Source organism: Arthrobacter globiformis, from assembly GCF_030817195.1.
GTDB lineage: Bacteria > Actinomycetota > Actinomycetes > Actinomycetales > Micrococcaceae > Arthrobacter > Arthrobacter globiformis_D.
This window is the reverse complement of sequence record NZ_JAUSYZ010000002.1, coordinates 159,346-182,500: the sequence shown is the minus strand read 5'-3', so window position 1 is coordinate 182,500 and position 23,155 is coordinate 159,346. Positions and strand designations below refer to the sequence as shown.

Genomic DNA, 23,155 nt, shown 5'->3' with positions numbered 1-23,155 from the left:
CCGTTTACCTAGGCATCCGTGAGTGAGCCGGGGCCAGCTGCTGCGCTTCGTCACGTCGATGGCGCAGGTGCACGAGGCTTTCCTCGAGCGCGCTGACCTCGCCCAGCCATTGGTGTTTCCGGGCTTCATCGAGTCGTTGTTCCGCGTTTTCGGTCATATCCTCGATCCTGCCGGCTTGGTCCGGGTCGATCTGCAGGAACCGGCACTTGATGCAGGCGTGTTCGTGCACGCAGGGTGTGGCATACGGGCGGTGGCAGTTACCCAGCGCGACCCTACGCAGGAGGAAGTGTTCTTCGAACTCCTTCCATTCCGCGGCAGTCGCCGCACGCATCTCGTAGTCAGGGCGTTTGTTGCGGCGGCGTTCGATGAAGGCGTGGTGGGCTTGGACGACCTGTTCCGGGAAGACTGCGGTGTACCCCCTTGTGGTTTCCAGGTTCAGATGTCCCAGCAGCGTTGCCGCGATGTGCAGCGGCAGGCCCGACCCGACAAGCTCCGTGGCGAACAATCGGCGGAAATCATGCGGGGTGAATCGGACCGGCAAACCTCCGTCCTGCAGGTTCGCGTATTCGGCGACACGGTTCAAGAGTCCCCGGATGTAAGCGTAGGAAAGCACGTTCTGTGTGGGCCCGAAGACCCTGGCGAACAGGTGGGGCAAGGGTTCGCTGAACGTTTTCTCGTAGGGGTCATAGCGGACTGACAGCGGCACGCACTTGTCGGTTCCACGCGCTCGTCGTTGGACTTCCACCAGGATCTTGACCAGTTCCGGAGACATCGGGATGAGGCGCTCCTGGTCGTTCTTGGACGGAGCGATATGCAGCAGGGGCACGATCGTGTTGGTGTTCGGGGCAACGTAGTGGCGCAAGGACAACTGAGTGAGCTCCAAAAGCTCTTCAGCCCTCACCCCGGTCTCCTTCAACGTCGATGCCACCGCCCAACCCCAGAAACCGTCCTGTTCCATCGCTGTGACATCGGCTCGTTTCCCGATCGGGGCGAGCAGAACGGCGCCTTCCTCCGAGGCGATGACGTCTGCCCAGATCCGGGCGCGCGGGGGCATACCTGTCCGTATCGGCGGATCATGCCGGCAGTACGTCACCCCGTCGACCATGTAGGTCTGGCCATGGGCTGCGGCCTGGGTTTGCTCGAACAAGCGGGTGCCTCGTTCACGCAGGGCCACAGCGGAGCGCATGAACGCCGGCAGAAGCGGTGTCAGGGAACGGGTTCTGTGCTGCATCCGTGCTTCGACTTGGCGGCGCTGTTTTGACTGGGCACGGGATTCGGCGCGCGGAAAAGGGATCGGAGCCACCCACATCGCCCAGCGCTCTGGCTGGTCGTGTGACCACTCCGCGATGTCACGGTAAAGCGCGCGGACAGCGAAGTAGGTTGAGGCGATCTCACGGCGGGGGCTTCCCTCCAGGGTGACCTGCATACGTTCATGCCATTTGGCAGTAAGTTCCGGTGTGAGGCGGAGGTCTTTCTGAGCCGGGTTGAGGTCCAGGATTTCGGCCCAGAACAAGCGCACGAGCCGATAAGCCAGGCCTTCCAGGGAGCCGTAGTCAATGTTGGGCTTTAGTTCTTCAAGGTAGTCGATCAGCAGGTCACGGACTCCTGATTCGGGGATCCCGTACCGGCGGACCAAGGTCTCCACCGTGTAGCGCCGGTTGGACACGTTGGCGTGCCATGCTGCACGCAGCGTCGGCGGTTCTCCTGCAAGCGGTCCCAAGGCGACAAGCAGCTCCCATGCCAGATGTTCCTTGGCATGCCGTTCCGGCTTCCGTGCGATGTGTGAGTAGGCCAGCACATCCTCGCCGGTCAGCTGCCCGAGCCGCTTACCGGTCCGGACAAGAATTCTGGCGATGGCGTTCTCGGCGTTCCGGCGGAGCAGTTCATGGGAACGCTGATAAAGCTGCAGTTCGCGCATTCGAACCGCTTCCTCTGGCTCGGCAAAATCAAGGAACGCGATGTTCCCGCGGATGCTGTTCCATTTCGAAACGAATAACCATTCGTAGGAGGGCCGCACCAGCCGCGCGCGGACGACGTCCGATACTCCCGTCAGCAGATAGTATTCGGGACGGGACAGCCGTTCGCTGAGCTCCTTCAGGCCCTCCCGGGGAGCCTGATCCAGGCCTGAGGCAAGCCATCGCCCGTCCCAAGTGTCGGACGGGAACCGGGACAACCAGTTCAGAATATGGGCTGATGCTTCCCTTCGCCGCCGGTCCCATTTACCGGGTTCATCAGTGGCCGAGCATGCGCTGATCCACTCGATGGCTTCATCAACGCTCATCGTTTGCAGCTGACGGAACTGCTCGTTCTGCTCCGACGGGGCGGGCGTGCCGGCATCGAACGCCGGACGGGCCCTCAGCCGGTTTTTGGTATCGGTTCTGGTGTCTGCCGCGAGCCGGAGTTCGCGGCTGCGGCGTCGGGTCTCTTTCGCTGCAACCGCAGCCGGTGATCTGAGGTCCTCGACCGTTTCTGTGCCGTTCATTCTCCCAGCCCCAAGAGTTCGCGAAGAGCCGCGGCATCGTAATCCGCTTCAATGGCCGGAGCCGGTGGCTTAGGCCTCGCATAGTGCTCCAGCACCTTGTGAAGCACGTCCTCCATCCGCGGCTGAGTGTAGACGGTCGTCGTGGTCACATGGGCGTGCCGCAGCACCGTTTGAACGTCCACCAGGGTGAACCCGGGGTCCGCGATCATCCGCTGGGCCGCGGTATGCCGCAGATCGTGAAGGGTCCAGTTCGATCCCAAACGCGCTTGCGCCCTTGAAAACATGCCCCGGGCGGCACTGTATGTCAGTGGCTTGCGGTTCTTGGCTGACAGAGTCCACCATACAAGGTCACCGGGAGAGGTCGGCTGCTCCTCCCGCATGTACAGGGCCAGCCACACGAACGCGTCCGAGCTGGCCGGGACGATGTCGCGGTTGCGGGTTCCTTTACTGGTCACGACGATCGTGTGCTCCCCGAAGTCATAATCTCCATGCCGCAGCCCGAGCAGTTCCTCAGCTCGCGCCCCGCTGCTGAGCCAGAAAGACAACAGCGCACGGTCCCGGTGGTTCGTCAGCCCATCAAAGATCCTGACGACGGCGTCATCCGGCATTCCCCGCCACACCGGCCGAGGAACCCGTTGCCGGTAGGATCCGCGGCGGGCGGGCCGGAACGCCTCCATCGGGTTGTGATGCGCGTTGACCCTCGAGCCGGCAGCGCGTTGCCGGGGCACTGGATTCACCAACGGACCCAGATTCATCTCCAACGCAAAGTCGTAGAAACTGGACAGCACGGTGAGCTGATGATTGATGGAGTTCGGTGAGAACGTCATCCCGGGTCCCCGCTTCCGCGTCACGACATTGGTCGTCGCAGGGTTTTCAGCTCCCCTCCGCAGCGCGTTCGCCGTCGGCGCCACCCGCATGTGCTCCACCAGTGCCCGAACATCCAAGCGCTCGGCCCGTTCCCAGGGCGTGAACCTCCCATGAAGGAACCGAAACCAGCGCAACAGATCGTAGGCGTAACTGCGCAACGTTGAGGGGGAACAGTCAGAGGCCGCTAAGTCCCGCAGGAACGAGGACACCACCTCATGCTCGGAATCAGGAAAGATCAAACGGTACGGAAGACCGTCCGCTGATTTCACGACCCTGCCAGGCTCCATTGCCACTCCCCCAGCCTTTCACTGCCCAACTGCATTTCGATTGATCGACACAAAGTGCAGTTAACATGCCGGGCCACTGCCTATATCGACGCTGGCCAGGTGACGCTGTGGTCCAGGCAGGGTAAAGAACTTACGAAAGTCCTGGGAGATGTAGCTGCAGCTCTCGCGGACCAGGTGCCTCCCGGCGTAGTCCTGGACGGCGAAGCCGTCATCTGGAATGGGGACCGGCTGGACTTCGAGGCATTGCAGCAGCGCATGGTCACTTCCAGGGCCGCCTTGCCGGCCCTGGTCAAAGAGCTGCCCGCCTCGTTCGTGGCCTTCGATGTCCTCGCCGTTGCCGGGCAGGACATCCGGGGCGTCCCGCTCACCGGGCGGCAGCTGCTCGAGGAACTGGCCCGGGACTGGACCGCGCCGTTGAACCTCTCCCCCACCACCACGGACATGGAACTGGCGAAGACCTGGCTGCGGGATCTTCCCGCCACAGGAATCGAAGGCCTCGTGTTCAAGGGCGCCGCCCAGCCGTACGAGGCGGGCAGGATCTGGTTAAAGCTAAAACACAAAGACGTTTTGGACGTCGTGTGCGCTGCCGTGATCGGGTCCTTGGCCCAGCCGCAGGCCATCATCGCCGGCCTGCCGGTGGGCGGCGAGCTGAAGATTGTCGGCCGGTCCACGGTCCTCTCCACGAAAGCGGGGCGTGAACTGGGCCAGTACCTCCATGCTGCCGGCCCAGGACATCCGTGGCCTGAAGAGATCAGCGAGTCCTCCCTGAACAGATTCAGCAAGGACAAAGGCCCCGTGCGGCTCACGCTGATCGAACCGGTCGTGGTCGAGGTCTCGGCCGACGTCGCCTGGTCCGGCAGGTCTTTCCGTCACCCTGTTACCTATAGGCGCGCCCGGCCGGAATTATCGCCGTCCAACATTTCAGCGCCCGCCCGGTGAGCGCCGTCGTGGCCAAAGAGGTTGCCTAGGATATTGGCGTGGAAGTGGTGTTGACGGTGGAAGCCAGTGACGGAACGTTGTCCCGCATCACTGGTACTGGCGATACCTATGAGGACGCGCTGGCGGCCGCGAGGGCGCAGATCCCCGCGGCTTCCCGGGCGATTGTCATCAGGACCGTCAGCTAGAACCCAGCAGAAACCGCGCACTGCCGGGGTGCGGTGGCAGGATGGTTTCGTGGCCAGGCATGGTGCGGCTCCGAACGCGGAGTGGGTGCTGATGTACCGGGGGGCTGACCCGCTCCCGGATCGCCGCGCTCACCGACGCTCCGACCTCGACGGTCGGATACCACCTGGCCCTGGCACTGGCCGCGGACCCTGGCCTGCAGGCCGACCACGAACAGGCCGCCCGCCAGGCACCGCCCCGGGTGACCGGCCAGGGGTTGGCGCGGATGCGTGAGCTCGTGGCCATGGTCCAGGAAACGGGCCGTTACCCCTCCCGCACCTCGACCAACCCTGCGGAATGGACGCTTGCGTCCTGGCTGGAACGGCGCCGCCATGACGCCGCAGCCGGCACACTCGCACCAGCCTTACGCGAAGGACTTGACGTGCTGCCAGACTGGCAACGCCTTCCACGGCCTGTTGTTGACGAGGCCAGGTGGCAGGACAGGCTCACCGCCCTGAAGGCCTACCTCGCTGCGGGCAATGACTGGCCCCTGCACAAGTCCTTCGTGACCGGCGCGGAACACGGCCTCGGGGTCTGGCTGCATTCCCAGCGCCAGAAGGCACACCGCGGGGAGCTCGACCCAGCCAAGACCAGGGCCCTGGATGAGGCCGTGCCCGGCTGGCGGGCCGGCCGGCAACGCGGCCGCAAGCCCGGGAAAAGCAATCAGCCTGATCAGCGCCCGGAAACCGCTAGACCGGTAGCGCAAAGCTGACCCCTTGGCACCCCGCCTGTCCGTTCTCCCCGAGCCGGAGCCGACCGCCGCCCCTTGCAGACTTGCCGGCACTGGGAGTCGGGGAGCCTTGTGCTAGGGTTCTTTGTCGCTGCTGCTGAGAAAAGCGAAAGCTGATTCTTTGCACTCGATGCGCTGGTGGCGGAATGGCAGACGCGCTAGCTTGAGGTGCTAGTCCTCGAAAGGGGGTGGGGGTTCAAGTCCCCCTCTGCGCACAAAATGAAGCCCCTGGAAGGATCAGTCTTTCCGGGGGCTTCGCTGTGTGGTGCTCGGGAAGCCACGCCGTCTATTCTGCGGCGGGTTCGATCAGTTCGGGCCCGTTGTTCCGGACGCTGTTCACCCGCGGGGTGACGATCCGCGGTGTCAGGGTCGGTTCCGGCAGGGAATCAAGGAGGTGCTGGATGTCGTTCTTGTCGGTCAGGGCCGGGTCCAGCCATTCGGCGAACCGGTCCCGGGGGATGATCACCGGAGACCGGTCGTGGACGTGGCCCAAGGCGTCCTGGGTCGTGGTGGTCAGCACGGTGCAGCTGAGCAGCCAGCGGGCCGGATCATCCTCCGGAACAGACGGATCGGCCCACCACTCGTACAGGCCGGCGAAGCCCAGCAGCGGTTCCTTCTCCGAGTACAAGTAGTTCGGGATCTTCTTCCCGTCCTCGGTCTTCTGCCACTCGTAATAGCCATCCGCCGGGACGATGGCCCGGCGCTTGACCGCGGCCTTCCGGAAAGACGGTTTCTCCAGGATGCTCTCGCTGCGGGCATTGATGAGCTTGTTGCCGATCTTGATGTCCTTCGCCCAGGACGGCACCAAACCCCAGTGCGCCACCAGCAAGTGCCGCTCCAGGGCGCCCTCGTCCAGCCGTTCGGCCACAATGGGCACGTCCTGGGTCGGCGCGACATTCCAGCTCGGCGGCGGCGGGGTTCCCTCCACCTCCTTGGCCTCAAAATGGCTCAGAAGGTCGCCCGTTGCCTTGGACATCACATATCTGCCGCACATGAGCCCATTCTGCCTGACCACTGGCTGCAGATGCCGCAGGCCGCTGAATGAGAACCGGCACCGCCCAGCACCTACGCAAGGACGCGCGCTGCCCCGGGGCTATTGATCCAAGCCGGCCACGGACTCCGTGTCACCGCGGCAGGCGGCTTGTCGGCTCTCCGGCGCCCTTCCGGCTTGAGCAGCGGAATGTGGCGGCCGCCGCTCCCCCCGGCGAGGCGGCACTGTCGCGCGGGTCCTGTCCATGATTGGAGGCAATTCGGGTTATCCACGGCTGGTCCTTTTGGGAGCCACGGGGAAAGCTCCCTACGGCAGCCGTAGCGGTGGGTAACCCGGACGGAATTGTCCCCGGTTGTGGGCAGCCGCCCTCCCCCAGCCGCCACAGCGAGTCCTGCTGCCTGCGGACCCGCAGCTGTCCGGTTACTTTGTCAGCGCCGCGGGCTACACTAAAAGAATCGAAGATATGTTCGAATAAAGGTGTGTTGTGGGCGTGATTATTGGTCCCCGCGTGATAGATGCGGGCGTGTCGTTGTTGTCGGTGCTGGTGGCCCCGGTACCGGTCGCGGCGGGATACCCGTCGCCGGCGCAGGACTACTTTGACGGCCGGATCGACCTGAACGAGCACCTGATCAAGGACATCAGCAGCACCTACGTGGTGCGCGTGACCGGGGAGTCGATGGAGGGCGCCGGGATCAGCGACGGGGACGAGCTGATCGTGAACCGGGCGCTGGAACCCACCGACGGCTCGGTCGTGGTGGCCGTCCTGGACGGGGAGCTGACGATCAAGCGGCTGCGCATCACCCCGGACGGGGCGGTACTGCAGGCGGAGAACCCGAAATTCCCGGACATCAGGGTCCCCGCCCTGTCGGACCTGGTGATCTGGGGCGTGGCGACCAGGTGCCTGCACCATGTCTAACGCGCGCTCTTGCATCAAGCGGGACAACGCTCATGTCTAGGCCGGCGGTAATGCGGCGGATGCCGCAGATCGCGCACGTCGACGTGAACTGCTTCTACGCCTCCGCGGAGCGGGCCTTCAACCCATCCCTGGAAGGCCGGCCGGTGATCGTGCTGTCCAACAACGACGGCTGCGCCGTCACCCGCTCCCCCGAAGCCAAAGCATTAGGGATCGCCATGGGAGAGCCCTGGTTCAAACTCGCACCTCGGGCAAAGGAATGGGGCCTCGTCGCCCTGTCGAGCAACTACGAGCTGTACGGGGACATCAGCGCCCGGGTGATGGAACTGCTGGGACGCTACTCGGCCTGGCTCGAGGTGTACAGCATCGACGAGGCCTTCCTCGGCGTCAAAGGAACCCCAACCGAGCTCCTCGCCCTAGGCCGGGCCATGAAAGCGGCCGTCCGGCGAAACGTCGGCGTGCCCGTCTGCGTCGGAATCGCCCCCACCAAGACCCTGGCGAAGCTGGCCAACAAGTGGGCCAAGAACAATCCCGCCTTCGGCGGAGTCTGCCACTGGGACTCCGTCCCCGCGGCAGTGCGGGAGGACCTCATGGGGCGTCTGTCCGTGGAGGAGATCTGGGGCATCGCCGGGCGGCTCACCCGGCGCCTGAACGCCCTGGGCATCTTCACGATCGCCGACCTGGCCGGCGTCGACCCGGTGACGATCCGGGACAAGTTCAACGTGGTGGTCATGCGCACCGTCCTGGAACTGCAGGGAACCCCCTGCATCCCCATGGAGGAGGAACGGATCGGCCGGGACCAGCTGATCTTCTCCCGCTCCTTCGCCAAACCCATCACCACCACAGCCGGCATCAGACAGGTGATGAGCGTGTACGGGCAACAGGCCGCAGCAAGGCTGGCCAAACACGGGCTGCAGGCCAAAATCCTCACCGCATTCGCCGGTACCTCACATTTCAACCCGAAAGACACCTCCTACCCGTCCGTGTGCGTGCCGTTGCCGATGCCCACCGCGGACCCGGTCATCCTGACCAAAGCCGCGCACGCGCTCCTGCCCCGCATCGTCGAAGGGATCCGGTACGCCCGGGCCGGCATCATGGTCACCGACCTCCGCCCCACCGGCAACCAGGCACCCCTGTCCCTGTTCGAAAACCCCCACGAGGAACGCCACATCGGTGAACTCCTGGAGGACGTCACCCGAAGGTACGGCCGCGGCTCGATCGGCCTGGGCTTTGCCGGGATCCGGGGCGGGCCGGATTGGACCATGAAAGGGGACATGCTCTCCCCCCGCTACACCACCCACTGGGACGAACTCCCCCTCGTCAAAGCCGCCTGAAACACTTACGCCTGCCCGATACTCCAAAGGGACTCCCTACAATGACCATTACCCCCGAAGCCCCGGCCATCGACACCCCGGTGGACGTCCGCTTCACCCCGACCGGCACTCCCCTAGCCGTCCGCTACGCCGGCCAGATCTGGGCCGTCGCGGCCGAGCCAGTGCACTGGTTCACCAGGGACTCCTGGTGGGAAAACCGCCGCACAGCGCCCGTAGGCGTCGGGAACGTCGTTGACATTGAACACTGGCGGGTCCAAGTCCGATCGAGTTCTGCGGCGGCTTTGCGGACGTTCGAGCTACGCCGGAATCCTCTGGCCGAACAGTGGCTTCTGGAGGCGATCACTGACAACTGACAGTGGCCTGCGTAGCGTGGGGCTATGGGACTGATCTACGACGATCCGCGGCTGGCCGCGCTGACGCTGACGCGCATCGCCGCCGAAGAAAGCGATGACCCCAGCGAGCTGACGGGCCGCATGCATGAAGTCCTGGAAGACCTGGTCCGGCGCAACGGGAAGCAGTATCTGGCGGAGGTGGCCATCGCCTTGGCCCGGGCCGGGTTCATCGCCCTCGATGGGCTGGCCCGGACTACCGGGATCAGCACGGCAGAACTGCTCGACAGGGTCGAAATTGAGGGACTGGAAGGCCTCGACGACGGTGCCTGACCCGCGGGCCGGCGCTGGGCTGCCGGCGGGCCTTGCCCCACCGGTGAAAGTCGCCCTGGCCCGGGCCATCACGAAGATGCCCCGGGCCGGGGCGTTGCCTGGAACCTTGACGTTTGAAGCCAGATTCGACGGGTACAGACGTATTGCAATCCGCGACAACAACGGGGCCAGCCTGTGGTCGCGGCAGAATAAGGACCTCACACGGTACTTCCCCGAACTCATTCAAGCCTTGGAGACTGTGGTCCCGCCGGGGTGTGTGGTTGACGGCCAAACCGTGATCTGGACCGAAGGTCGTCTGGACTTCTCGGCCCGGCAGCAACGCCTGTGCGGCGGACCGAAAACCCTCCCCGCACTAGCGGCCGTATGGGTGACCCTCAATCAAGGCCCCTGTGCCAGGTCGATCAATCCAGCACCACTGGTTGCACAAACGCACGAGCAGCGAAGAGAACTTCTACGCGGCGGGCACACCGAAAAAGGCTCCGACCGCCTGCAGAATGCCTTCGGCGGCAAGGTTGGAAGACACGCCGCTGGCTAAGGCGTAACCCCCGGTGCGGAGCTGGGAGAGGAATTTGCTGGTCTGGTCCCCGGGGCGAGGTCCATCAGCCAGGACGGCGGCCTGCAAGTCCTCCACAGCTTCCGGCTTCAATCCGAGCTCAATGGCCGCTCTGACCAGAGAATCTATATCACCCTTGTTGACCGTCGCCCTTTGGCGGATATCTGAACCGGCGGCGACGTTGTTGCCATCACCGTTAATGGTGAAGTTGAAGTTGTTTGTCACCAGTTTTACCTCCGGGTCTGCTGTTGTTGGCCCATCCGGTTCACCCGCTCTAGGAGACACCCGTTCCAGCTCTAGGGCCAACTGTAGAGCGGTAGTGCGCACGGAATCGATGATGCCGCGTATAGCGTTCTGCGGCAGTGTTTGCTTTGCGGAGATGAGCTCCATCATGTAAAAGCCTGCACCGCCCTTCTTCTCTGCCACGAGCCGGGCGTACTCCTGCACGGTATATGGATCCCAACTCATGCTGGGATTCTTTTCGCTGCTGCTCAGCAATTCGAGATCGGCCACCGGTTGAAGGACCGTGGTCCGAAAGCAAGCACTAAGGAAATCTTCCGGTATTCCGGCCGCAGAAACTGCGTTGGTGAGCTGGCTGCCACCTGGACCCGACCAAGTGCCGATGACCGGCGTCGGAAAGGGTCCTCTGTAGGTGGGTACCGGTTCACCTTCCTTGTAGCCGAATAGCTCTCGTTGTGCCCACTTGCCCAGGTTCTCGGCCTGCAGCCTGAAAGCGACCGTCTGAACCTTCCTGAGAAGATTCGAGGTCGTAAAGGCGTCATCGCTGGCGGCGTCGATGATCTCGGTAAGTTTGGTCATTCGCCCATTCTGCCCTGCCCCAACAAACCGACAGCCCTGGAAGTGACTCTTTACTGCAGTAGTGGGGTGGGTAGCTCTTGGCCCATGGGCCCAGACCCCTACGGGGATCGCATGGCCGAAACTTACCCAACCATGGCCGAAACCCGCACCCTGTTCAGCGCCTCGGCCAGGAGATCGACGTCCGCATCCGGGAACAGGCTCTCCGGCCCGGCCGGGGCCGCGTCACTGTAGGGAGACTCGTACAGCGCGCCGACATCCACGACTCCGTTCTCGGTGAGTTGCTGGACGATCATGTCAACGAAGTGCAGTTGGTTGGCGTTGAGGGTTTTGTCCCCCACAAAGTCCGCCAAAGAATCCAAGGCAGCCTGACGGTCCATTCCCACTAGGGATCTGACAAACAGCCCCAGACCCTCGGCTTGTGTAGTGGCGGCTTCAAGTTCCTCGGGTGAACCCGCGCCGCTCTCGATTAGCATGCGCTGAAGTTCATCCAGATCAGTTTGGGTCAGGGGTAGTCCGCGACGGAGGCGATGGATGGCCATGTGATCCAGGAATCCCTGCAGGTACATTCGGGCTTTCTCCCGGTACCGGGTTAGATCTACCGATCCGGTTAGGGTTCCCTTCAGCTCACCTTCTACGATCTCGCCGAGGGTGTCTTCGAAGTTCATGTAGACCACCTTGCGGCGCTTCTTTTCGATGAGGTGCGCCAGCCCCCGTAGCCGGACCCGGATCAGTTCAAGCCACTGCGGTGAAACCTGTCCCCATTCCCCTCCTTCCAGAATTGACTGGATAAGGGCCATCTGGGCGGCGATGGCGGGAATGTTTGGCTGATCCTGCAGGGCGGACGCAATCTCAACAATTTTCTTGCGGTACGGCTCGACGGCGGCCGCGGAGTTCAGCGAAGCCAGCTGGGCCTGGTACATCAGCAGGTCGAAGCGTTTGGCCTCCTCCGTGTCGGCGGCGAAAGCCAGCGTCGCCAAGGGGGCCAGCTTGGTCTGCAGGTCCGTCAGATCCTGTGTTCCAAGTGCTGCCCACGAGTCGGCCTTGGCGAACTTCTCCACCCACTGCAACTGGGGTCGCACCAGGAAGTTCTCCCGGGGCAGCCCCGCTACTTGCCCCACCAGGCCGGATTCAAGTGTCGGCACGTAGTTTCCGTCGAGCCCGGCGGTGCGGGCTTCGGCCAGTAGCTGTGTTCGGACGGCGAAGCTGCGGTGCGCCAAGGACTGGCCTAGGGACCCCTCGGAACCGGGCAGCTCGGCGTTGAAGTATTCAATGTTCTGGCAGACGTCGAAGATGAAGAAGTCCTCTTTGTCTTCACTTGGTCCGTACAGCTCCGGCCTAAGTCGGGTGCCGCGCCCGACCATCTGCCAGAACTTTGTCTTGGAGCGTACCACCTTGAAGAAGAGCAGGTTGACGACTTCGGGCACATCGATTCCAGTGTCCAGCATGTCCACGGACACGGCGATGTGTGGACTGTCCTCGAGACGGGCGAAGGCGTCGATCAGAGTGGAGACGTAGTTGACGCTGTGGGTGATGATTTTGGCGAAAGTTCCCCCATACTGCGGGTAATTGATGTTGAATCGTTCGGCGATGAATTCGGCATGCTTTTGGTTCTTGGCGAAGACGATCGTCTTCCCGAGGCGGTCTCCCCCGGCGACTTTGTGTCCCCTGACCATCAGCACCTCGAGTGCCTTGTCCACGGTGTTGGCGTTGAACAGCCAGGTGTTAAGGATGGCTGGATCCACGGCGTCGGGGATCTCACCGTCCTCGTCCCATTCCGTGGAGTCCCATTCCTCCTTTTCCTCGTCCGAGAGTTCCTCGTAGCGGATTCCTTCGACCGGGAACTTCAGCGGAATGGACACGGTCCTGGGCGGTACGAGGTAGCCGTCGGAGATGGCCTGCGTCAGCTCGTAAGCGAACGTGGGAACGTGGTCCTCGATGTCGAAAAGGGAGTAGGTGTTGCGGTCCACCTCGGACTGCGGGGTGGCAGTCAGACCCACCAGATACGCATCAAAGTACTCAAAGATGGCCCGGTACTTCTGGTACACGGAGCGGTGGGCCTCATCGATGATGATCAGGTCGTAGTGGCCGATCCCAAACCGTTGCTTCAGGACTGTGCCGTCGTCCGTCCGCTCGTTGATGAGGTTCATCATCGTTGGATAGGTGGCGATGTGGACGCGGCTGTCCGCTTGCACATCGCGGCCCAGCACCACAGGGGACGATCCGGGGAGATTGGTTTTAAAGGCACGGGCGGCCTGGTCCACCAGGGCGACGCGGTCAGCCAGGAACAGGACGCGTTTGACCCAGTTCGCCTGCATCAGCAGGCTGGAGAGCGCGACGACGGTGCGCGTCTTGCCCGAGCCGGTCGCCATCACGAGCAGCGCCTTGCGTTCCTTGTCCCTTTCCAGGGCGTCAGTCACGGCCCGGATAGCCGACTGCTGGTAGCTGCGGCCCGCGATCTGAGTATTGATGGCCGCCGTGGCGAGTGGCTTACGGGTGGTTCGGCGATCTACCATCAGCTGGAGCTGGTCCCGCGTGTGGAAGCCCTGGACCGGCCGCGGAGGATAGCCAGAGGCATCGTCCCAGATCCAGTGCTCGTAACCGTTGCTGTAGTAAATAACCGGGCGCTGGCCCTTCTCCGTTTCCAGCGCGTCGGCGTAGAGCTTGGCCTGCTGCTGCCCCTCGTAGGGGGACTTAGCGGACCGCTTGGCCTCGACGACAGCGAGCGGCTTGCCGTCTGATCCCCACAGAACGTAATCCACGAACCCTGTTCCGGTGGTGGGGCCGGCATGAGTGGGCATGTGGTGAACTTCGAATTCTCGGTCCTCGACCTTGTCCAGTGCCCAGCCTGCCTCGCCCAGATACAGGTCGATGTAGACCCGGGTTTCTGCTTCGGAGTAGTCGTGACTGTCCGGGAGCTTCTTGTTCTCTTCCTTCGCCCGGGCGATCTCCGCACGCAGCGCCCTGAGCTGGGACTGCAGTTGCTCGTTGTCCTGCTTCTGGGCGGTCAGCGCCGCGTCCTTGACCGCCAGTTCTTCTGCGAGTTTCGCCGTCTGGTCCGCAGTACGCGGCTTCACCGAGGGGGCCGGAACGCCTGCTCTTGGCTGCGGGCTGAGAAATTCACCCTTAAAGACGGCTGCGGCGTCCGGGCGGTTGGCGGGATCGCGGGTGTAGCGAAGCGCCAGCCACATGCAGACATGGAAGAGCTCCCGAACAGTCTGCTCAGAATGCTGGACCGTGATGGCAACGTTGGTGTGGATCGCGCTGTTCGCTACTCTGCGGATCAGGTGAAACTTGCTCACGATCGTCTCGCCCGCGAGCCGCTTGAACGTCGGTTCCGACATCAGGGCGTTGAGGTCGCTCTTGTACGGCAACGCAAGCGAAGCGTCGGCGTCGTACATCCAGGCCAGCAGCGTTTCGATAGTCCGCCGGGCGTAGAGCAGCGAAGACCGCGGGTCCTTCCGAGCGTACAGCTCGGCCAGCCGTGCCTCTTTGGCAATTACCGGCCACTCCGTCTGCAGTACAGCGAAATTGCTGTTCACGTCCCCCAATGCCGCTCCCCTTGTTGATCCTCTACGTGGAGCCTAGTTGATGTCCCTCGCAGTCTGCCGGGCAACATCAATTTCGGTTCAGGCCGCCGCTAGCACCAAATGGGGCGCGGAGTGGGCGGTGCTTACTCGAAGAAGTCCTCGTCGAGCTCGACAATGTCATAGCTCTGCTTCACCTGGACTCCTACCCGGTACTTGATCATCAGCCCCACAAGCCGCACACCGTCGATCAGGATGACCCTCGAGGGAACAGCCTTCCCGTAGTCTCGCGCGCCGGAGCTGAAAGCGCTAGTCGTGATGAAAACGCCGCGAGACGCGCCGACGCCGTGTAGCGCGCCGACGAAGGCCTGAATAGCCTCACGACCAACGGTGTTGCCGTCGGCGTATCGCTTGGCCTGGACGTAGATGCGGTCCAGCCCCAACGCGTCCTGGTCGATTACTCCGTCCACACCACCGTCGTTACTGCCGCCAATGCGCTTTCCACGCTGCTCGGCTCCGCCATAGCCCATCTTGAGGAGTAGATCGACAACCGCTTGCTCGAAGAAATCGGGGTGACTCTCCCGGAGACGCGTGAGGAGGGCATCGCCGACGTCTGTGTGGATCCGGTTGATGCCCAATTCGATTTGCTCAATCGGGTCAATATCCTCTGCGAGTGTTTCGTCAACTGCAGAGGGCTGCGGTTTGCGGGATTCAGAGTGCGGCCAGAAGGGTGCGAAAACCGTCCGTGCCGTGGAGAAGTCGCTGATCCCATTCGGGTGCTTGGAGAACCATTCCTGCCCGGCCGCTCAATCCATCCGGCTTTGAGGAGATTGCTGATGGCCCAGCCGAGCCGCTGCTCAGACCGGAGGCCACCTGTATTGAGGGTTTCCGCGCGGGCAACTTCTGACAGCCCGGCAGAGTCAATGGCGCGGCTGACGATGTCGCGGCGGTGCAGCGTTTCGCCGGCAGACAGCACCCGGAGAACGTGGGCCACAAAGACTGGCCAAATCGGCACCTCGGATTCTGCGACGGAAGACGCGACCTCGATCAACGGAGTTCTCCCTTGAACGCGCGGTGCTGGAGGGACGCGCAAAGGGCGTCCAGTTGGGCCAGCTGAACTCGATAGCGGTCCTTCAATCCATCTACAGCCGACACCCGGGTAGCGTACTCATTCTGGTCGGCAAGGGGAGGGGCCAATACCTTGATGGTTTTGAGCTTTGAGACGTTGATTCCTGCCATGATCGCACCCCCACTAATCAGGGACACTTGATGGGAAACGTCCCGACTTGAATGAAGCTGATCAGAAATAAAGCGCACGTTGGCAATATTTTGATCTAGCCTGAGTCGGAGAAGATCAGAATGCATTATGCCGCGAGGGAAATTTTCCGGGTATACGGAACAATTTCCTACGGTTCCCTTACGGGTCATCACGATGTCACCAGGGAGTACCGAATACGAATCGAGGCGTTCCGCTGTTGCTGGCTCCAAAAATTCGTGCGTGGGCAATTTGAAGGACTTGTTGACGTTTTTGATCCCCCATAGTGGCACTCCGGTGGACCTAAATTCGTCCTTGTTGAGTTGCGTTCCAAAGGGTCCACACCGAATGTCGTCCGGTGCGGCGCAAAGGTCCACAAGCTGTCTCTTCGGAAACTGATGTGGATTTCGAGCAGGGTCACCGAACATGGAGTAGAAGATGGATTGCGCTAGGACGTCGAGGCGGCCGATAGCCCGGAGGCGTTTGGTACGGAGCTCGTCGGCCTTGTCCAGGATGGCCGCGATCCTCCGCTGCTCGCCAAGGGGCGGGAGATACACCTGGGCCTGTTTGACGTAATCAACAGGAACGCGCCGTTGGCCACCGCTTCCAGTCATTCGCATTTCGCCCGCTGCGCGGAACTTGGGAGAACGGAGGAAATGCAACAGGAATCGACTCTCAGCGAGCTCTGGACGGGGCCGGATTACGTGAAATTCCGTGGACCCAAACCCGAGCCTGTGGCTGAGCCTGGCTTGGCCGATCTTCCCGTTTTCAAAACACGGCGTGATCTTGGCGAGCAGCAAGTCACCGTTCTGGAAAGCCGTATAGCCCTTTGCAACCTCACCGTAGGGCAGGGCGTCTTCTGTTTCGGTGGCAGCTCGGTCAGCGGACAGGCCGGCCATGCCGACAAACGATACAAATGTTGAAGGATCGATTTTCTCAGACAAGCGCGGGTTCACGTGTGCGACATCCTCCAGACGGACCGTCCGTGTCTTGGTCAGCTCAACCACCGATAAGGTCCTTCAGCTCGGCCATTCCCAGAGTGATTTCCCGCTCCAGCTTCTCCAGGTCAGCAATGATGTCGGCCGGCTGCTCGTGGTCGATATCTTCGTGCTCAACCTCTTTGTACCTGTTGAGGGAAAGGTCGTAGCCGTTTTCGGCGATTTCGGACTTGGGAACGAGGAAGGATTGGTTGGTGCGTGCGCGGTCGCCTTCCGTCGTCGTCCGCTGCTGCCAGCGTGCCATGACGTCGTCGAGGTCGGAGGTTTCCAGCGGGGTGCGTTTGTCATCGAGGCTGAAGCCGTCCGAAGTTACGTCGTAGAACCAGACGTTGTCGGTGCCGCCGGAGTTGGTCTTGGTGAAGAACAGGATCGCGGTGGAGACGCCGGCGTAGGGTCTGAAGACACCGGATGGGAGTTTGACCACGCCGTCGAGTTTGTGGTCCTCAACCAGCATTCTCCGAAGCGCCTTGTGCGCGGTGGATGAGCCGAACATCACGCCGTCGGGCACGATCACCGCGGCACGCCCGCCAGGCTTGAGTAACCTCAGGAACAGGGCCAGAAAGAGTAACTCGGTCTTTTTGGTCTTGACTAGGGAGAGCAGATCTTTGGCGACGTTCTCGTAGTCCAAGCTGCCCGCAAACGGCGGGTTGGCCAGGATGACGTCGTATTTTTCTTCCTCGGAGCGGTGGAGGTCCGCCAGAGAATCACGGTAGGCGATGTCCGGATCTTCGACGCCGTGCAGGAGCATGTTCATGGATCCGATGCGCAGCATGGTGCTGTCAAAGTCGTAGCCGTGGAACTGGCTGTGGTGGAAGAACCGGCTCTGCTCCGGAGTGGTCAGCAGGTTCGGGTTCTGCCGACGGAGATATTCACCGGCCTGGACCAGGAACCCGGCGGTGCCGGCGGCCGGGTCGCAGATGGCCTCAAGCGGCTGAGGCGCTGTCATTTTCACCATTAGGTCGATGATGTGTCGGGGCGTGCGAAACTGGCCATTGGTACCGGCCGAGGCGATCTTGCCCAGCATGTACTCGTAAAGGTCACCCTTAGTGTCGCGCTCATCCATCGGGATCTCATCGATAATGTCGACCACTTTCTCCAGCAGCCCGGCGTTAGGGATGGTGAAGCGGGCGTCCTTCATGTGCTGGGCATACGAGGACTCATCACCGTTGGCCAGTTGGACCAGCCCCGTGCGCAGGAACGGGAAGATGTGCTCCGCGAAGACGGTGTACATCTCGTCCCGGGAGAAGTTCTTGAACTTGCTCCAGCGGAAGTCCTGGTAGGAGCGGCCTTTGTCATCCAGGCCCGTGGGGAAGACGGGGTTTTCGACCGGCTTACCAGTGCGGTTGGCCTTGTTCTCGGCTCGGGTCTGGTTCTCGTCGAGACGCTTCAGGAAGAGCAGATACGTGATCTGTTCGATCACTTCCAGGGGGTTGGAGATGCCACCGGTCCAGAACGCGTTCCAGACCTTGTCTACCTGAGATTTGATTTCGCCTGTTATCACCGGCTCATCTTATTTGAGAGTCCGAGTTACCTCGACCGCGGTCAAATGTATGCCAAGGGCCTACGCACAGCGTCCGGTAGCCGGGCGGCCACGGCCATGGTCCCGACAGGTGGGAGTTGACTAAGCGCCCGGGTCAAGGATTGAGACGCTGAGGATCTGTGCTGCCCTGCCTTATTGCTCGTCTAACTCGCGGTTTCCTCAACGGCAGTCTTACCGAACAAAAATTTGTGTACATCAAAACCCGGGTCATGATCCCCGGAGATGAGCCGGTGCTCCCAGAGTAGGACCGCGTCGTCGCCCGGGCACTCCTCTACCGCGTTAGCGGCGAACTTGATCGCCTCGTGATGATTACCGGCTGCTTCGAGCTGATCGGCCGCCTCAATCTGTATCAACGCATCGATGGCCGGAGGCAGCGGGGCCTCCTTTCCCCTGACGCGGGAAGCGCGGCGAGAATCCGCCAAATCTGCCCACTGTTCTGGTGTCCATGCAGGAGGCCGGTGATTCGAAAGTAGCCCAGTGGTATAGGCGATAGCCGAGGGTTTATCCAGTACTAGGGCGTATTTCTTCAGGAAGCCTTCTGCCGTTGATCCTTGGTCCTTCGGATCGCTAATTTGGTGCCAAAGTACGTGGATGGCAATGAGCGCGGTCTTTTCGTCGCCTTCAGGAAGGCAAGGAACCAGTTTTTCGATTTTTTCTACAACTTGAGTCAGATCGAATCCTTGGTTGTGTCCCGCACGCCAGTCGATGATGGCCTCTGCCACTGCGCAAAATCTCTTAAGAGCTGATTTGCTATCGAGGTGCTCGTGCTGCCAAATCCAATACTGGGGTGCAAGTTGCATCTGGATCACCCCCGGGAGGGAATCGCGGTAATCCCAAGGTTCGGGCGCCTCGGGTGGAATAGCCTCGACGTATCGCTTGAGCACATGTCGAAGCAGTCGCCAGAGTCCGGCCAATGTGAGAACTCTCTGGAAGCTTGGTTCGAAAGTGGTTTCCGCTCCATCTGTGTGTACCCAGGCTTCATGGCTTAGGTTCTCCAGGACGTGGCTTCTTCTTGAACGAATGTCGTACGCGATACTCAGCATGCGTTCAAGTTCGGCAGACCTCGGTGGCCTAATGGTTCCTTTGGCCTCTGTGCGGTAGAAGTCGGGGGAGACTTTAGCAAGTGTTGACGCAATGAAACGACGCTTCAAACCGGCGCGATCGGCTTCCAATACTGCGCTGCGGACTCTTGTTGCTTGTTCTTCGTCTAGATCGCAGAGTGCCGCGTCGATGATTTTGCGCTTGGAGGAGTCATACCGGTCCCACGTAGTCGGCATTGTCAACGAATCCTCGGAAAGAGATTCGAGCGCTGCAACGAGGTCCGTGTATGCACCTGTCGGGTCATCCGCCGCCCTCCGTGTTGCATCAACTGAGTTACGGATAACCCGCATCGCTCGCGCAAAATCAACACGTGGGAGTTGCAACAGGGCGTCCATGAAGCTCTTCAACTCATCCAATGCTCCAGAATTGATCAATTGCCCAGATGCAAAGAGCTGCGGAAACAAGCTAGGTGCTCCCTGAGGGCGCACTGGCCGCCCCTCGGGCAGGACCAAGCGTCGCATTTGATCATAATCACGCATGAACGTTCGATTGAGCGAAAAACTCATCACATACGCAATGTCGTCAAGAAGTTCGTTGCCCCCAGTAGCGATCAACACTTCTTCTGTGCCATCCCAGCCTTGGGCCTCAAGACGGTCAATTGCCTCTAGCGTGGCCGTAGGCATGCCGGCGATTTCCGTAGAAAACAGGACGGTCCCCACGGGCAAGCCAATCGGAGACCCGAACGGAAACGACACGTTCGTGTAAAAAGTTCTCCTGTGCAGATGCTCTCTGAGAGGAATGTCTGGGCGAAAGTACCGGCCAGCCGCGATTTGTAGCATGAGTTGTCCGCGATAATGCTCAGATTTTTTCTTACCCATCATCTTCGTGCCCCGCTCTCAGTACCTCTGTTCGGGAAAGTTGGCTGAGGGCTCTGGTCAACGATGAGACGCTGACGCTGAGGATCTGGGCTGTTTCGTTCAGTGTCTTCCCTTGGTTACGCAGCTGCTGAGCAGCCTCTGTTTTTGAAGGGGTCATGGTTCGTGGGCGCCCGCCGAGCCGGCCCCGGGCTTTTGCCGCTGCCAGGCCGGCTTTCGTTCGTTCAGAAAGCCGGGAGCGTTCGTATTCGGCGAGTGACGCGAACATGTCGAAAATGAGCTTGCCGTGGGCGCTGGTGGTATCCAGCCACGGTTCCGCGAGGGAACGGAACCCTATCCCCCGATGGCCGAGCACCGTCACGATGTCCGCCAGATCCGCGGTGCTGCGACCCAACCTAGTCAGGTCTGCCACGATCAACACGTTGCCTGATTGCAGATAGTCCAGACATTCTTTCCAGCGCGCCCTCGCCTGGGTCGCGCCCGAAGCATACTCCTGGAACACGCGCACTGCCCCTGCCCCAACTAGAGCATCCACTTGGGAATCCAAAGACTGCCCCCGAGTACTGACCCTCGCGTACCCGATCAGGTTGCCAGACACGTCAATAATCCTCCACTACAGGTTTTGACCAGCTTTCATTTCGGAAACCGGTTTTGACCAACAGTAGGAGGGCTTTTCCGCCTTTTTCGGGAGCCATGCCGGAGTGAGGTCAGAAACGGTCGTTTCTGACATGCATCCAGCCAACGAGCGACTAAGAAGTCCAACCGGCGTACTGCGAAGCGAAGTATGCCGCTGACATTCCCTAAGCCGAGCTCTCTGTCTCGCAACTAATGGTGAGCATCGATGGCGAATTCCAGTGGTGCCTGCAACACCGGATTTAGTTGACTGGGTTCGAGACTAGCTCAGCGAGGACTTCTGCGGGCGTTCGGTAGCCGTGTCGTTTGCGTGGCCGGCGGTTGAGTTCAGCGGCGACGTTTTCGAGGATTCCGGGCCCGTGGAATGACAGGTCGGTGCTTTTCGGGAAGTACTCGCGGAGGAGCCCGTTGGTGTTTTCGTTGCTGCCGCGCTGCCAGGGTGAATGCGGGTCGCAGAAGTAGATCGGCATACCGGTCGCCATCGTGATTTCTTGATGCCGGGACATCTCCGCTCCTTGATCCCAGGTCGTCGATCGGCGCAACTGCTCGGGGAGGGTATTCATCGCGGTGATCATGGCGTCGGCGACGGTGCGGGCAGTATGGTCCTCGGGCAGATGCAGCAACATCACGTATCCCGTAGTGCGTTCGACGAGGGTCCCGATCGCGGACTTCGATGCCGTCGAACCGATGATTAAGTCCCCTTCCCAGTGGCCGGGAACGGCGCGGTCCTCGACCTCTGCCGGCCGGTCAGAGATCATCACCATCTCCTGGAACCGCTGCGGGCGAGGACCCTCCGGCCTTTGCGGGCGCCGACGCACCCGCCCGGACCGCAGCGCCGTCGCAACTTCCAGGCGCAAGGATCCGCGGCCCTGGACGAAGAGGGCCTGATAAATCGTTTCGTGTGACACCTGCATCTCCGGATTCTCCGGATGCTCCACCTTCAGTCGGCCAGCGACCTGTTCCGGGCTGAACCGGTCGGTGAGCATCGTGGTGACCTGTTCCCGTAACGCTAACCCGTCCAGCTTCCGCGGCTTCGGCCTGCGGGCACGAGCCCACGTCTGCTCCTGCGCGAGCGATGGCGAATACCGGTCACTGACGCGGTTCCTCGCGATCTCCCGGCTGATCGTCGACGGAGCCCGGCCCAGGAAGCCGGCGATACGCCGCACTCCATGACCCTGGGCAAGCTGAAACCCGATCTCTTCCCGCTCACGCAACGACAAAAGCCCTGCACGGGGCACACTCAAATCCTGAACCGGTGATGGCAACACCTTCTGATGGTCGCTCAACCACCGGTACGCAGTCGGACGCGACACCCCCGCGGCCCGCGCCGCTACGGCTACCGACAGCCCGGCATCCAGCCCTTCCCAGAACGCTAAACGAACACTCAACGGCGACCACGGCCTGCCCATCGACGACACCCCACACAATTCAGGGTGTTGCACTCACCACCTGAACTCGCCGATATTGAAGAACGTAGTTACGACACACAGATGTAAGAGCCCGCCGTTCCCCCCAATCGGCGGGCCTTCTCCACGGTCAGCCCACCAGGGAAGCGCGGAATTTGGTGCCGCTCCCAGGGGCGATTACGGCTTTCCTTCGGGTGTAGGGCCGGTGCCCCTGCGAAGCCAAGTCATGGCCTTCCTTGACGAGGTGAAGTAGCTGACCGGGCAGGGCAGCGGACTTACCCGCAGAACGAAGAGTGCGATGACATAGTCCACGGGAGACGAACCCAAGAGCGCAATCCGTGAAACGCTTCCCTTCGACGGAAAGACTTTTCGGGATTCCCGGGTGAAATTCACCCCTTCAAGAAGTATGAGCATCGGCAAGCTGTTTCCCTGACCGAGCGCATCTATGGCAGCGACTGCGCAGTGAACATCCTCGACCCCAATGGTTTGGCCCTTTCGCCAAGACAGTCGGAGGATTCCGTCCATGTGTTCAAGAGTGCCTTTATCAGTGATTTCGATACTGCGCATGGGGTCCTTCCCGAGTGATTTTGGGTCCCCCAAGTCATGACCCTAATCCACGCTGCGCCGTTAGCACTGACCACTCGCAGGGCCGGCACTTTGTTTCTTGAATTTGGTGGTGCCCCTCGTGGACACCTTCCCCAGGAAGCTCAAAATTGTGTTCATCCTTGGACAATTCATACCCAATCTTGAGGAGCAGAAGGCATCATGGAGCGGCAAACCCGTGAAGCAGGCGGGCGATTGCCGGGGATTGTGTGGTGACTTCTGTAGCAGAACGGAAGTTCGCACACGCCCATCGAGCCCTGCTGGATGCCGTACGCGCTGCGAATCACCGGCGTGCTCTTTCTGCCGCTCTGACGCTGACGGATCAGTCGGCGCGCCGAGAGGCGGGGCTGACTCCTGAACTTCCTGAGACCAGGAGTCTGCCCCTTGGCGGAGCCCCGATGAAGGCTAAAAGGACCCTCCCCGGCGAGGAAGAACACCATCACACCGCTGACTACTTTGCGGCCTTCGAGGGTCCTCTGGC

At 61.5% G+C, this 23,155-nt stretch carries 20 protein-coding genes, 1 tRNA gene and 1 pseudogene; 9 read left to right on the top strand and 13 right to left on the bottom strand.

Going from position 1 to position 23,155, the window contains the following annotated elements; all coding sequences use genetic code 11:
* Positions 1–4: 4 nt before the first annotated feature.
* Positions 5–2,482: a tyrosine-type recombinase/integrase gene (locus QF036_RS24680; protein WP_307106349.1), complete on the bottom strand. Its 2,478-nt coding sequence runs from the start codon at positions 2,480–2,482 to the stop codon at positions 5–7.
* Positions 2,479–3,618, bottom strand: a complete 1,140-nt coding sequence (locus tag QF036_RS24675; protein ID WP_307106347.1) for a tyrosine-type recombinase/integrase — start codon at positions 3,616–3,618, stop codon at positions 2,479–2,481. The genes QF036_RS24680 and QF036_RS24675 overlap by 4 nt, the downstream gene beginning before the upstream one ends.
* A 72-nt stretch (positions 3,619–3,690) precedes the next feature.
* On the opposite strand from QF036_RS24675, the gene QF036_RS24670 reads away from it, so the two are divergent.
* From QF036_RS24670 to QF036_RS24655, 4 genes are all read left to right on the top strand, one after another.
* Positions 3,691–4,575 (top strand): ATP-dependent DNA ligase, encoded by an 885-nt coding sequence (locus QF036_RS24670; RefSeq protein ID WP_307106346.1) that lies wholly within the window; start codon positions 3,691–3,693, stop codon positions 4,573–4,575.
* Between the two features lie 38 nt (positions 4,576–4,613).
* Complete coding sequence (locus tag QF036_RS24665) at positions 4,614–4,760, top strand: hypothetical protein (RefSeq protein WP_307106344.1); 147 nt, start codon at positions 4,614–4,616, stop codon at positions 4,758–4,760.
* A gap of 263 nt (positions 4,761–5,023) precedes the next feature.
* Positions 5,024–5,509, top strand: coding sequence for a helicase associated domain-containing protein (locus QF036_RS24660; RefSeq protein WP_307106342.1), 486 nt, complete (start codon positions 5,024–5,026; stop codon positions 5,507–5,509).
* Positions 5,510–5,659: 150 nt separating this feature from the next.
* Positions 5,660–5,742: transfer RNA gene (locus tag QF036_RS24655), tRNA-Leu, on the top strand.
* 71 nt (positions 5,743–5,813) lie between these two features.
* On the opposite strand, the gene QF036_RS24650 is transcribed toward QF036_RS24655, so the two are convergent.
* Positions 5,814–6,521: an SOS response-associated peptidase gene (locus tag QF036_RS24650; RefSeq protein ID WP_307106340.1), complete on the bottom strand. Its 708-nt coding sequence runs from the start codon at positions 6,519–6,521 to the stop codon at positions 5,814–5,816.
* Positions 6,522–7,002: 481 nt separating this feature from the next.
* On the opposite strand from QF036_RS24650, the gene QF036_RS24645 reads away from it, so the two are divergent.
* Genes QF036_RS24645 through QF036_RS24625 form a run of 5 tightly spaced genes read left to right on the top strand, consistent with a single transcriptional unit; the run spans position 7,003 to position 9,962 of the window.
* Complete coding sequence (locus tag QF036_RS24645) at positions 7,003–7,434, top strand: LexA family protein (RefSeq protein WP_307106338.1); 432 nt, start codon at positions 7,003–7,005, stop codon at positions 7,432–7,434.
* Positions 7,435–7,484: 50 nt separating this feature from the next.
* Positions 7,485–8,765 carry a Y-family DNA polymerase gene (locus QF036_RS24640; RefSeq protein WP_307106336.1) on the top strand — a complete coding sequence of 427 codons (1,281 nt, stop codon included), beginning with the start codon at positions 7,485–7,487 and terminating at the stop codon, positions 8,763–8,765.
* A gap of 41 nt (positions 8,766–8,806) precedes the next feature.
* Positions 8,807–9,118 carry a hypothetical protein gene (locus tag QF036_RS24635; protein WP_307106334.1) on the top strand — a complete coding sequence of 104 codons (312 nt, stop codon included), beginning with the start codon at positions 8,807–8,809 and terminating at the stop codon, positions 9,116–9,118.
* A 24-nt stretch (positions 9,119–9,142) separates the two neighbouring features.
* Positions 9,143–9,427 (top strand): hypothetical protein, encoded by a 285-nt coding sequence (locus tag QF036_RS24630; protein WP_307106332.1) that lies wholly within the window; start codon positions 9,143–9,145, stop codon positions 9,425–9,427.
* A complete protein-coding gene (locus tag QF036_RS24625) occupies positions 9,336–9,962 on the top strand; it encodes an ATP-dependent DNA ligase (protein WP_307106330.1) in 627 nt (208 codons plus the stop codon). Before QF036_RS24630 ends, QF036_RS24625 begins: the two co-directional genes overlap by 92 nt.
* Here the strand turns inward: QF036_RS24625 and QF036_RS24620 are convergent.
* From QF036_RS24620 to QF036_RS25470, 10 genes and pseudogenes are all read right to left on the bottom strand, one after another.
* Entirely contained in the window at positions 9,879–10,799 is a 921-nt protein-coding gene (locus QF036_RS24620; protein WP_307106328.1) for an AbiTii domain-containing protein, read from the bottom strand. The genes QF036_RS24625 and QF036_RS24620 overlap by 84 nt on opposite strands.
* 122 nt (positions 10,800–10,921) lie before the next feature.
* Positions 10,922–14,338 (bottom strand): DEAD/DEAH box helicase family protein, encoded by a 3,417-nt coding sequence (locus tag QF036_RS24615; protein ID WP_307106326.1) that lies wholly within the window; start codon positions 14,336–14,338, stop codon positions 10,922–10,924.
* Between the two features lie 131 nt (positions 14,339–14,469).
* A complete protein-coding gene (locus QF036_RS24610; RefSeq protein ID WP_307106324.1) occupies positions 14,470–14,961 on the bottom strand; it encodes a restriction endonuclease in 492 nt (163 codons plus the stop codon).
* Positions 14,962–15,176: 215 nt separating this feature from the next.
* Positions 15,177–15,299 (bottom strand): annotated as a pseudogene (locus QF036_RS24605) (restriction endonuclease); the annotation flags it as partial.
* A 71-nt stretch (positions 15,300–15,370) separates the two neighbouring features.
* Positions 15,371–16,585, bottom strand: coding sequence for a restriction endonuclease subunit S (locus QF036_RS24600; protein ID WP_307106322.1), 1,215 nt, complete (start codon positions 16,583–16,585; stop codon positions 15,371–15,373).
* Positions 16,578–18,077, bottom strand: a complete 1,500-nt coding sequence (locus QF036_RS24595; RefSeq protein WP_307106320.1) for a type I restriction-modification system subunit M — start codon at positions 18,075–18,077, stop codon at positions 16,578–16,580. Before QF036_RS24595 ends, QF036_RS24600 begins: the two co-directional genes overlap by 8 nt.
* 182 nt (positions 18,078–18,259) lie before the next feature.
* Positions 18,260–20,038 (bottom strand): hypothetical protein, encoded by a 1,779-nt coding sequence (locus QF036_RS24590; RefSeq protein ID WP_307106318.1) that lies wholly within the window; start codon positions 20,036–20,038, stop codon positions 18,260–18,262.
* Entirely contained in the window at positions 20,028–20,630 is a 603-nt protein-coding gene (locus tag QF036_RS24585; RefSeq protein WP_307106316.1) for a recombinase family protein, read from the bottom strand. The genes QF036_RS24590 and QF036_RS24585 overlap by 11 nt, the downstream gene beginning before the upstream one ends.
* 277 nt (positions 20,631–20,907) lie before the next feature.
* Positions 20,908–22,074 carry an IS30 family transposase gene (locus QF036_RS24580; RefSeq protein ID WP_373460331.1) on the bottom strand — a complete coding sequence of 389 codons (1,167 nt, stop codon included), beginning with the start codon at positions 22,072–22,074 and terminating at the stop codon, positions 20,908–20,910.
* Positions 22,075–22,248: 174 nt separating this feature from the next.
* Positions 22,249–22,596, bottom strand: a complete 348-nt coding sequence (locus tag QF036_RS25470; RefSeq protein ID WP_444875992.1) for a DUF7793 family protein — start codon at positions 22,594–22,596, stop codon at positions 22,249–22,251.
* Positions 22,597–23,155 lie beyond the last annotated feature (559 nt).

Bases quoted from the DNA above. Each gene is read 5' to 3' on its own strand.
- QF036_RS24680 (WP_307106349.1), bottom strand. From the start codon at position 2,482: ATGAACGGCACAGAAACGGTCGAGGACCTCAGATCACCGGCTGCGGTT.
- QF036_RS24660 (WP_307106342.1), top strand. From the start codon at position 5,024: ATGCGTGAGCTCGTGGCCATGGTCCAGGAAACGGGCCGTTACCCCTCC.
- QF036_RS24650 (WP_307106340.1), bottom strand. From the start codon at position 6,521: ATGTGCGGCAGATATGTGATGTCCAAGGCAACGGGCGACCTTCTGAGC.
- QF036_RS24640 (WP_307106336.1), top strand. From the start codon at position 7,485: ATGCGGCGGATGCCGCAGATCGCGCACGTCGACGTGAACTGCTTCTAC.
- QF036_RS24635 (WP_307106334.1), top strand. From the start codon at position 8,807: ATGACCATTACCCCCGAAGCCCCGGCCATCGACACCCCGGTGGACGTC.
- QF036_RS24630 (WP_307106332.1), top strand. From the start codon at position 9,143: ATGGGACTGATCTACGACGATCCGCGGCTGGCCGCGCTGACGCTGACG.
- QF036_RS24625 (WP_307106330.1), top strand. From the start codon at position 9,336: ATGGGCTGGCCCGGACTACCGGGATCAGCACGGCAGAACTGCTCGACA.
- QF036_RS24620 (WP_307106328.1), bottom strand. From the start codon at position 10,799: ATGACCAAACTTACCGAGATCATCGACGCCGCCAGCGATGACGCCTTT.
- QF036_RS24590 (WP_307106318.1), bottom strand. From the start codon at position 20,038: ATGATGGGTAAGAAAAAATCTGAGCATTATCGCGGACAACTCATGCTA.
- QF036_RS24580 (WP_373460331.1), bottom strand. From the start codon at position 22,074: ATGGGCAGGCCGTGGTCGCCGTTGAGTGTTCGTTTAGCGTTCTGGGAA.
- QF036_RS25470 (WP_444875992.1), bottom strand. From the start codon at position 22,596: ATGGACGGAATCCTCCGACTGTCTTGGCGAAAGGGCCAAACCATTGGG.